Annotated in this window: 9 protein-coding genes; 4 read left to right on the top strand and 5 right to left on the bottom strand. The window is 66.6% G+C overall.

What is annotated here, in order from left to right:
- Positions 1-1734, bottom strand: a 1734-nt coding sequence (locus Q0U08_RS12965; protein ID WP_298091811.1) for a tetratricopeptide repeat protein, incomplete at its 3' end; no start/stop codon positions are given.
- A gap of 67 nt (positions 1735-1801) precedes the next feature.
- Positions 1802-3190: a TIGR03013 family XrtA/PEP-CTERM system glycosyltransferase gene (locus Q0U08_RS12970; protein ID WP_298091812.1), complete on the bottom strand. Its 1389-nt coding sequence runs from the start codon at positions 3188-3190 to the stop codon at positions 1802-1804.
- A 177-nt stretch (positions 3191-3367) separates the two neighbouring features.
- On the opposite strand from Q0U08_RS12970, the gene Q0U08_RS12975 reads away from it, so the two are divergent.
- Positions 3368-4411 carry a mannose-1-phosphate guanylyltransferase/mannose-6-phosphate isomerase gene (locus Q0U08_RS12975; protein WP_298091813.1) on the top strand — a complete coding sequence of 348 codons (1044 nt, stop codon included), beginning with the start codon at positions 3368-3370 and terminating at the stop codon, positions 4409-4411.
- A gap of 124 nt (positions 4412-4535) precedes the next feature.
- Here the strand turns inward: Q0U08_RS12975 and groL are convergent, their stop codons facing one another.
- Both groL and groES read right to left on the bottom strand, forming a co-directional pair.
- The gene (gene groL / locus Q0U08_RS12980; RefSeq protein ID WP_298091814.1) at positions 4536-6176 is read right to left on the bottom strand and encodes a chaperonin GroEL; all 1641 of its coding nucleotides are present in this window, start codon (positions 6174-6176) and stop codon (positions 4536-4538) included.
- A 55-nt stretch (positions 6177-6231) separates the two neighbouring features.
- Positions 6232-6519 (bottom strand): co-chaperone GroES, encoded by a 288-nt coding sequence (gene groES / locus Q0U08_RS12985; RefSeq protein ID WP_298091815.1) that lies wholly within the window; start codon positions 6517-6519, stop codon positions 6232-6234.
- Between the two features lie 253 nt (positions 6520-6772).
- Between groES and sppA the strand changes: the two genes are divergently transcribed.
- Together sppA and Q0U08_RS12995 are read left to right on the top strand one after the other, a co-directional pair.
- Entirely contained in the window at positions 6773-8737 is a 1965-nt protein-coding gene (gene sppA / locus Q0U08_RS12990; protein WP_298091816.1) for a signal peptide peptidase SppA, read from the top strand.
- Positions 8734-9306 carry a GNAT family N-acetyltransferase gene (locus Q0U08_RS12995; protein ID WP_298091817.1) on the top strand — a complete coding sequence of 191 codons (573 nt, stop codon included), beginning with the start codon at positions 8734-8736 and terminating at the stop codon, positions 9304-9306. Before sppA ends, Q0U08_RS12995 begins: the two co-directional genes overlap by 4 nt.
- 4 nt (positions 9307-9310) lie before the next feature.
- Here Q0U08_RS12995 and Q0U08_RS13000 read toward each other — a convergent pair whose 3' ends face one another.
- Entirely contained in the window at positions 9311-9940 is a 630-nt protein-coding gene (locus Q0U08_RS13000; RefSeq protein ID WP_298091818.1) for a trimeric intracellular cation channel family protein, read from the bottom strand.
- A gap of 123 nt (positions 9941-10063) precedes the next feature.
- Here Q0U08_RS13000 and Q0U08_RS13005 point away from each other — a divergent pair.
- Positions 10064-10416 (top strand): glycine zipper 2TM domain-containing protein (locus tag Q0U08_RS13005; protein WP_367271129.1); only part of this gene is annotated, 353 nt, incomplete at its 3' end.

Here is a 10416-nt window from a genome sequence, read left to right on the forward strand (position 1 = left end):
CAGCGTCTCGATCGCCGCCCCGACCTCACCCCCACCCAACTGCCAAGCCCCCAAAACGCGTCCCCCAACAATGCTTTGCGGGTTTTGCGACAGGTACAGGGCGAGGGTTGCCGCGGCATCGCGGGCGCGGCCCAGCCGGCCATATCCGTCCAGCAGGCGCAACAGCACCGGCTCGTCGAAACTCAGATCGGCCGCCCGGCCATAGGCCGTCACCGCCTCGGCATAGCGCCCCGACGCCGCCAGCGTATCGCCGTAAGCAAGCTGCGCCGCCGGTGCGCCGGGGGTCGCGGTCACCAGCGCGCGGGCTTGGGAGACCGCTTGCGACACGTTGCCGCCGCTCGCCAGTCCACGGATCACACCCAGTGCATAGGTGGGATCACCAGCCGCACGCGAAGCCTCGGCCTGCAGAGCACCCAGCGCATCGGCACTCCGGAAGATGGCGGACGGATCACGCTGGCCGGATGCCGCCCGGTCCAGCAACTGCGATGCCTGCGCGTGATGGCCCAGTATCGCGCTGGCACGCGACGCCAGCCGCAACGTGTAAGCATCGGCATCGCCCCGCAGCACGATCGGCGCGATCACCCCCAGCGCCCCGGCGGCATCGCCTGATCGCAACAGCGCGTTCGCCAACAGGCGCCGCGCCGTGACGTTCATCGGTTGCGCGGCCACCAGCCGGCGCCAGCTTCCCGCAGCCTGCTCGTCCTGTCGATCCGCAAAGGCGAGCGCGCCGTCCAACAGCATTGCGCCGGGCGTGTCGCCCAGCACCCCACCCGTCAGCTGCAGCAATCGCCGCGCCAGCACCCGGTTACCGGCCCGCGCAGCAATCACCGCCTGCAGATAATAGGCCTGTTGACTGCCTGGCCGCGACACCAGCGCCCGTCGTGTCGCGGTCACGGCATCGGCCGCCCGCCCGACATCGCCAAGCGTACCGGCATATTCGATCAGTGCCGGATGATAATAGGCGTCGGAACGCAGCGCCGCCTCGAACCAGGGCAGTGCCGCAACCAACCCGTAACGGCTGCGCACGATCTCGCCTTGCAGGGTCAAGGCCGCAGGGTCACGCGGTGCCAGGCGCACCGCCTGTGCCCCGGCGAACGCTGCCCCGCCCACCTCGCCCGCGCTCAGCCGAATGCGGCCCAGATCGGTCCACGCCGCCGCATCTCCCGGTGATCGTGCGACGAGATCGCCCAGCTCTACCTGTGCGTCAGCGCCCTGCCCCTTTGCGGCCAAAGCCCGCGCCCGAACACGCGAGGCATAATTGGCATAGCGTGGCGCGGCCTGAGCGACATGCGACAACGCCGCATCGGGATCGCCTTGTAACAGGCTCGCGGCGGCGCGCAGTTGATGCAGCCGCGTGTTGGAAAAACCGACCGCGACCGCCCGGTCGAGCGCCGCCTCGGCAGCGCCACCTTCACCAAGGTCGATCAGCGTCCGGGCCAGCACCGCCTGTATGATGCCCGCCTGCGGTGCGGCACGCGCCGCGGCCTGCGCATCGGCATAGGACGCATGGATATTGCCCCGCTCGAGCGCTGCCAGCGACCGTGCGAACAGTTGATTGGCCGACGGGGGACTTGGCCGCCGCGCCAGCGTCACCACAGCTGCCAGCACGATCAGGGCGATCGCCAGCACGATGCCGAGACGTAGCCGGGGGCCGGGGCGCCAGAGACGGCGCGCACCCCGCGTTCGGCGACGGCGACGCAACAGCGGATAGCGGGAGGGACGCAGTTCGTTCATGGGTCTGCGTGCCGTCGTACAGCGGCGCTTGCCGCACGGCCATACGCAGGCGGCACCGTCATGCGGGTCAGCGAGCGCCCGAAGGCCACAGGACTACGCGCAGCGTCTGCAACAGGATCAGCGCGTCCAAGAACGGCGAATAATTCTTCGCGTAATACAGGTCATATTCCAGCTTGTGCCGTGCATCCTCGATCGACGCTCCATAGGGATAGTTGATCTGCGCCCAGCCGGTGATACCCGGCTTCACCATATGCCGCTCGGCATAGAAGGGCAGTTCGCGTTCCAGTTCGTTCACAAAGGTCGGACGTTCGGGCCTGGGGCCTACGAAGCTCATTTCTCCCTTCAGAACGGTCCAGGTCTGCGGCAGTTCGTCGATCCGTACCTTGCGGATGAAGCGACCGATCCGGGTGATCCGCGGATCGTCCTTCTCGGCCCAGACGGCCTGCCCGCCTATCTCGGCATCCTGGCGCATCGATCGCAGCTTCAGGATATGAAAGGGCTGATTGTACAGGCCGACACGCTGTTGCCGGTAAAGGGCAGGACCGCGGGACTCCAGCTTGATCGCCATCGCGGCCAGCAGCATCACCGGCAACGTCACCGCCAGCAGGATCAGGCTGACGATGACGTCGAAGACGCGCTTGACGATCGCCGACACCATCCGGCCGCTGGCAAAGCCATCCGAAAAGATCAGCCAACTGTGGCTGACGGATCCCAGGTCGATCCGGCCCGTTTCGCTTTCCAGAAAGCTCGATATCTCGCTGACCCGCACGCCGGTCGTGCGCACCCGCAGCAAGTCCTTGAACGGCAGGGCGTTACGCCGCTCCTCCAGGGCCAGCACGACCTCGCCGGCATTCCGGTCCATCACATGCGCGGCCAGGTTCGGAATCGCCTCACGCGGCGTCGTGCGGTGCAGGACCGGATTGGGCTCCCCCATCGCGATCACATCGGCGACGACGAACCGGGCGCCCGGCTGATCGGCCAGTGCCGTCAACCGTGCCGCACGCGCGCCCGCACCCAGCACGATGACGCGCCGCTTGAAGAGATCGCCGCCCAGCGTGCGTCCCAACAGCGCACGCACCGTCACCAGCGCCGGGATGGCGAATATCATCGCGTAGAACAGGTTCGACCGCCAGAAACTGAGCGACGGCAGAAAGAAGAAGATCAGCGACAGCAGGATCACGCCCAGCGACACGGCCACGGACAATCGCGCCGCCGCGAACCGCAGCGAGAGGAACGACGCCGCGCCATAAGCTCCGACAGCGATCAGCGCGACCTGAAGCGGTATCGCGAAGCTGGCCAATTGCAGCAGCCGGGTCGACAACGGTTCCACCGCCATGCCGATCTGGCGCGCACGGATGACCCAGCCCAATTCCGCGCACAGAACCAGCAGCAGAAAATCAACGCATCCCAGCAACAGCACCACATGCGACACGTAATGTTTGAACAGCCGGACCATCACGCTCCCATGTCACGCCGCTGGGTCATATCCGCCGAACGGAGTACCGATCCGATCCGTTTGGCAATTCCAGCGAATTTTTGCATATAATCGACAACGAAGCGTGAAGATGGGCGTTAGCGCTATTGACGACACAAAAGCGCCCGCGATCTGCGGCGCACCGTCGAAAGGGAAAAAATGCAAAGCATGATCGTTCCGGTGATCCTGTCCGGCGGGTCGGGCACGCGCCTATGGCCGATGTCCAAGCCGGAAATGCCCAAGCAATTGCTGCCGCTGACCGCGGACGACACCATGCTTCAGCTCACCGCCAAGCGCGCACAGGGCGACCGCTATGCCGCACCCATCGTGGTGGCGGGCGCGCGGCACGCCAGTCTGGTCGAAGACCAGTTGACCGCGGCCGGCGCGCCGCCCCAGGCGCTGATCCTGGAACCGATGGCGCGCAATACCGCGCCCGCGATTGCCCTGGCGGCACTCGCCGCATGGCCGGAAGATGCGCTGCTCGTCATGCCGTCCGATCACGTGATCGCCGATGTCGACGCCTTCCACCGCGCGATCGATGCCGCACTCCCGTTGGTGGCCAACGGATGGCTCGTCACCTTCGGCATCACCCCCGACTCGCCGGAAACCGGCTATGGCTGGATCCAGGTCGGCGATGCGATCGGCACCGGCGTCCACAAGGTCGCCCGCTTCGTCGAAAAGCCTCGCCGGGAACGCGCCGAAGCGATGCTGGCATCGGGTGACCATGTGTGGAACGGCGGCATTTTCCTGTTCCGCGCCGACATGTATCTGCAGGCGCTTGCCCAGCACGCCCCCGAAATGCTGGTCTCCGCCGAAAAGGCGATGAGTGCGGCACTGCGCGAAGGAACGCGCATCCACCCCAATGCGGAGGCTTTCGCCACCTGCCCGTCCGACTCCATCGACTATGCGGTCATGGAAAAGGCCGAGCGTGTCGCCGTGGTGCCCGTTACCATGGGCTGGAACGATGTCGGCAGCTGGGATGCGCTTCACGCGATCAGCGACCTGGACGGTTTCGGCAACGCTCACCGCGGCGAGGTGATCGCCGTCGATACCAAGGACTGTCTGATCCGCACCGACCGGGTACGTGTCGCGGCGATCGGGGTGTCGGACCTGATCGTGGTGGCAAGCGGTGACGACATTCTAATCCTGCCGCGCGGACGCAGCCAGGAGGTCAAGCGCCTGCTGGACGCGATGAAGCGCTGAACGTTCCAGATCGATCATTCGCAACGAAAAAGGGGCCGGAGGAACGATCCTCCGGCCCCTTTTCTGTTCGGCTGGCGCCCGTAACATCCCCGGCCAGTCGAAACCGGCCGAGGACATTGCGAACTTAGAAGTCCATGCCGCCCATGCCGCCGCCGGGCATGCCGGCCGGCATTGCGGGCTTGTCTTCCGGCAGCTCGGACACGGTGGCTTCCGTGGTGATGAGCAGGCCGGCGACCGAGGCCGCGTTCTGGAGGGCGGTGCGCACGACCTTGGTCGGGTCGATCACGCCGGCCGAGACCAGGTTCTCATAGGTGTCGGTCGCGGCGTTGAAGCCGATCGTCGGGTCGTTGCCGTCGAGCAGCTTGCCCGAGACGACAGCGCCGTCCTGGCCGGCATTCTGCGCGATCTGGCGAACCAGCGAGGTCAGCGACTTGCGAACGATGTCGATGCCGCGGGTCTGGTCGTCATTCTCGCCGGTCACGCCTTCCAGCGCCTTCGATGCGTACAGCAGCGCCGTACCACCGCCCGGGACGATGCCCTCTTCGACGGCCGCGCGGGTCGCGTGCAGCGCGTCGTCGACGCGGTCCTTGCGCTCCTTCACCTCGACCTCGGTCGCACCACCGACCTTGATCACGGCAACGCCGCCGGCGAGCTTGGCGAGACGCTCCTGGAGCTTCTCGCGGTCGTAGTCGCTGGTGGTGTTCTCGATCTGCGCACGGATCGCCTCGGTGCGGCCCTTGATCGCGTCGGCTTCACCCGCACCGTCGACGATGGTGGTGTTGTCCTTGTCGATCGTGACGCGCTTGGCGGTGCCCAGCATGCCGACGGTGACGCTCTCGAGCTTGATGCCCAGGTCTTCCGAGATCAGCTCGCCCGCGGTCAGGATCGCGATGTCCTCGAGCATCGCCTTGCGACGATCACCGAAGCCCGGCGCCTTGACGGCTGCGACCTTCAGGCCGCCGCGCAGCTTGTTGACGACCAGCGTGGCGAGCGCCTCGCCCTCGATGTCCTCGGCGATGATGAGGAGCGGACGGCCCGACTGGACGACGGCTTCCAGGATCGGGAGCATCGCCTGCAGGTTCGACAGCTTCTTCTCGTGGATCAGGATGTACGGGTCGTTCAGCTCGACCGTCATCTTCTCCGGGTTGGTGATGAAGTAGGGCGACAGGTAGCCGCGGTCGAACTGCATGCCCTCGACGACGTCCAGCTCGAACTCGAGACCCTTGGCCTCTTCGACGGTGATGACGCCTTCCTTGCCGACCTTCTCCATCGCTTCCGCGATCTTCTCGCCGACTTCACGGTCGCCGTTCGCGGAGATGATGCCGACCTGTGCGACTTCCGACGAGCCCGAGACGGGCTTCGAGCGGGCCTGCACGTCCTCGACCACCTTGGTGACAGCGAGGTCGATGCCGCGCTTCAGGTCCATCGGGTTCATGCCCGCGGCCACAGACTTCATGCCCTCGCGCACGATCGCCTGGGCGAGAACGGTCGCGGTGGTGGTGCCGTCGCCGGCAATGTCGTTGGTCTTCGAGGCCACTTCGCGCACCATCTGCGCGCCCATGTTCTCGAACTTGTCCTTGAGCTCGATTTCCTTGGCGACGCTGACGCCGTCCTTGGTGATGCGGGGAGCACCGAAGCTCTTGTCGATCACGACGTTGCGGCCCTTCGGCCCCAGCGTGACCTTGACTGCATCGGCGAGGATGTCGACGCCGCGCAGGATGCGCTCACGCGCGTCGCGGCCGAATTTCACGTCCTTGGCTGCCATGTGGCTACCCTTTCAGATGTGTGAATTTGGAAAGAAGTGGAAGCGTAAGGCTGAATTAGCCGACGATCCCCAGAATGTCCGATTCCTTCATGATCAGAAGGTCTTCGCCATTCACCTTAACCTCGGTGCCCGACCACTTGCCGAACAGGATACGGTCGCCTGCCTTGACGTCGAGCGGCGTCACCTTGCCGTCTTCGGCCTTGCTGCCGGTGCCGGCGGCGACGACTTCGCCCTCTTGCGGCTTTTCCTTGGCGGTGTCGGGGATGATGATTCCACCGGCCGTCTTCTCCTCCGCCTCGACACGGCGGACGAGGACGCGGTCATGCAACGGACGAAAGTTCATCGCGGATGTCCCTCTTTTAAATACGTGTGACACTTTTTTGGCACTCCGCGAATGTGAGTGCCAACGCCGCGGATATGTGGCGGGGGGGATGGTGCGTCAACGGGCGGGGACGGAAAAAATCGCTGCCCAGGATCGGCCGTGCGGAACCAGCGGCGATTCCGGCTTTTTCGTGATCAGTCTCTCCGCACGTTCTGTGTTGGAAGGCTAATACAGGCCATTTACGCGCACGCTTCGCTGTTCTAGCGTCCCGCGCATGACCGACGCTCGCGCCGCTTCGCCACTCGACCAGGATTTCAGCCGCCCCCCCGGCGGGGCACCGCCCAAACGGCGCCGCGGCGGCTGGCGCCTGCTGCGCGGCGCGTGGAAATTGCTGGTCGGCGTGAAGGACCTGCTGGTCCTGATCGCGATGCTGATCTTTTTCGGCCTGCTGTTCGCTGCCCTTAATGCGCGTCCCGGCACCAAGGCGATCAAGCCCGGTGCGCTGCTCCTCAACCTTCGCGGTTCGATCGTCGAACAGCCTGAGGAGATGGATGCCTTTGCGATGCTGTCCGGTCAGGAGGTGCCGCGTCAATATCGCCTGCGTGACGTGGTGCGGGCGATCGATACCGCGCGCAGCGATAGCCGGGTCAAGGCGCTGGTCCTCGATCTGGACGGGTTTTCGGGCGGGTATCCGGCCGTGATCCAGGAGGTTGCCGACGCGATGGGCCGCTTCCGTGCGACCGGCAAGCCGGTGCTCACCTATGCCACCGGCTATACCGACAGCGACTATCGCCTCGCCGCGCAGGCCAGCGAAATCTGGATGAACCCGATGGGCGGCACGCTGTTCACCGGGCCGGGCGGCAACCAGCTTTATTACAAGGGGCTGATCGACAAGCTGGGAGTGACCACGCACGTCTACCGCGTCGGTCGCTACAAATCCTTTGTTGAGCCCTATACCCGTGCCGACCAGAGCCCCGACGCCCGTGCCGCCAGCCAGGCGCTGTACGGATCGCTGTTCGCCCAGTGGCGCGAATCGATCGCCAAGGCACGCCCCAAGGCGCAGGTGGCCCGCTTCCTGGCGCAACCCGACCAACTGGTGCTCGCCGCCAATGGCGACACCGCACGCGCCAATCTCGCCGCGGGGCTGGTCGACAAGCTGGGCGACCGTATCGCCTTCGGCCGCCGCGTCGCGCAGATTGCCGGTGTCGCCAATGATCGCCCGCTCGGCAGCTTCAACACGGTCGGCTATGACGCATGGGTGCGCGCCAACCCCCTGCCCACTTCGGGTGACGCGATCGGCGTGCTGACCGTTGCCGGCGAGATCGTCGATGGCGAGGGTGGCCCCGGCACCGCCGCCGGCGACACGATCAGTAAGGCGATGCTCGACGGGCTGGCCAAGAAGAAGCTGAAGGCGCTGGTCGTGCGGGTCGATTCGCCCGGCGGCTCGGCGCTCGCCTCCGAACAGATCCGCCTCGCCGTGCTGGAAGCCAAGAAGCGGGGATTGCCCGTGGCCATCTCGATGGGCGGCCTCGCTGCGTCCGGCGGCTATTGGGTATCCACCGCCGGCGACCGCATCTTTGCCGAACCGGGCACGATCACCGGCTCGATCGGCATCTTCGGCCTGATCCCAACGTTCGAGAACACGCTCGCCAAGATCGGCATCACCAGCGATGGCGTGAAGACCACGCCGCTGTCCGGCCAGCCCGACATATTGGGCGGCACGACGCCGATGCTCGACACCATCCTTCAGGCGGGGATCGAGCATGGCTACCGCCAGTTCATCGGCCGCGTCGCCGCCGCCCGCCGGATGACGCCGGCGCGCGTGGACGAAATCGCGCAGGGTCGCGTCTGGGATGGCGGCACCGCCCATCAATTGCGGCTGGTGGACCAGTTCGGCAACCTGTCCGACGCCGTCGCCTGGGCCGCGCGTCAGGCAAAGCTCGACCCCGCCAAGGTCCATGCCGAATATCTTGAAAAGGAGCCGGGCTTCGCTGCCAAGCTGGCGGAAAGCTTTGGCGGTGACGATACCGATGACACGGCGGGCCCTGCCGCTGACATCTTCGCACGCGTCGCCGCCGATCGCCGCGCGACGCTGGCCCGTGCGCTGGGCGATGTGGCGCGGCTGACGCGTGGCGGATCGATCCAGGCGCGGTGTCTGGAATGCGGCGGCTTCGGTGCGACCGCATCGGCCTCCGACGCGCGCCTGCTCGACCTGATCATGGCGCGGATCGGGCTGTGATTTCGGTTCGTGCCGCCCGGCCGGATGATGCCGCGGCGATTGCGGCGATCTACGCCCCCCATGTGCTGGCAGGCGTGGTGTCGTTCGAAACGGAGGCGCCGGACGCGGCCGTCATGCAGGATCGCATGACCGCGTCGGGCGGCCTCTATCCCTGGATGGTCGCCACCGTCAGCGAAGGCGCGACGGGTACGGACGAGCGCGTGCTGGGCTATGCCTATGCCGCGCAATTCTCACCGCGCGAGGCCTATCGCTGGGCGGTGGAAACCACGATCTACGTCGCCGACGGGGCGCAGCGTCAGGGCCTCGGCCGGCTGCTCTATCAGGCACTGGTCGCCACGCTGCGCAAGCAGGGCTTTACCCAGGCGATCGGGCGCATCGCGCTTCCCAACGACCGTTCGATCACGCTGCACGAAGCGGTCGGCTTTCGTCGCGCCGGCGTGTTTCGCGAGATCGGCTACAAACATGGTCGCTGGATCGATGTCGGCTATTGGCAGCGCGAGCTGGCGGATGCCGCCCTGCCCCCTGCCGAACCGCACCGCTTTGCAGAGGTCGGCGTGATCCGCGGCTGACGGGTCAGCGTTGTCCGCGATAGGCGGGCAGCGCCAGATGAAAACGGATCGCCACCGCGCGCAGCACAAAGCCGGCGGTGGCCGCCACCGGCGCGGCGATCCCGACCGGCACTCCCAGGGCCAGCAGCACCACGAAGCTCGCCGACGACAGCGCCGCCGCGGTGACGTATAATTCCGGCCGCATCAGGATCGACGGCTCACCCGCCAGCACGTCGCGGATGATGCCCCCCACGCACGCCGTCACCACCCCCATCACCACTGCCGGAATGGGGGGCACGCCGTATTTCAGCGCCTTGGCCGCGCCGTACACGGCATAGGCCGCCAGCCCGACCGCATCGAACCAGGCCAGCGCCGCGCCCCGCCACCAGCGCTCCGGCGTCAGCCACACCACCAGCGCCGCCGACAGGCACACCGCCGCGGCGCGCGCATCATGGATCCAGAACACCGGCGCCCCGATCAGCAGGTCGCGCACCGTGCCGCCTCCCACGCCCGTGATCAGCGCGAAGAAGGCCAGCGTCACCATGGTCTGCGCACGCTTGGCCGCCGCCAGCGCCCCGGAAATCGCGAACACGGCCAGCCCGGCCAGATCGAGCCACGGTGCCGCGACGGGCAGGATTTCGACGGATGGCATCATGGTTTTTCCGCCCTTAGCGGCATGCGGCGTGATCATGAACAGCTTGTTGTTCTCCGTTCATGCAACCCGCATTATCCGGAGCACGTTACGCCAGCAGATCAAAACTTTAAGGGAGTACAGGTAATGCGTAAGTTGATGCTCGCACTGGGTTGCACCGCGATGGTCGTGCCCACGGTCGTTCTGCCGGTCTCTGCCGCCGATGCGCAGCGCCGCGGCAAGTATCGGGAATGGCGCGATGACCGCGGCCGCGTCCGCTGCCGCAAGCCGGACGGCACCACGGGCCTCGTCGTCGGCGGCGTCGCCGGCGCGCTCCTCGGCCGGACGATCGACACCCGCGGCGACCGTACGCTCGGCACCCTGGGCGGCGCTGCAGCCGGCGCCCTGGCCGGCCGCGCGATCGATCGCACCGCGCCGGTCCGCGCGTCGATCGCGTCGAGCGTCGCCACCCACCAATTGTTGTCGCCATTGCCGAGCGC

The sequence above is a fragment of the uncultured Sphingomonas sp. genome, assembly GCF_946477935.1.
GTDB lineage: Bacteria > Pseudomonadota > Alphaproteobacteria > Sphingomonadales > Sphingomonadaceae > Sphingomonas.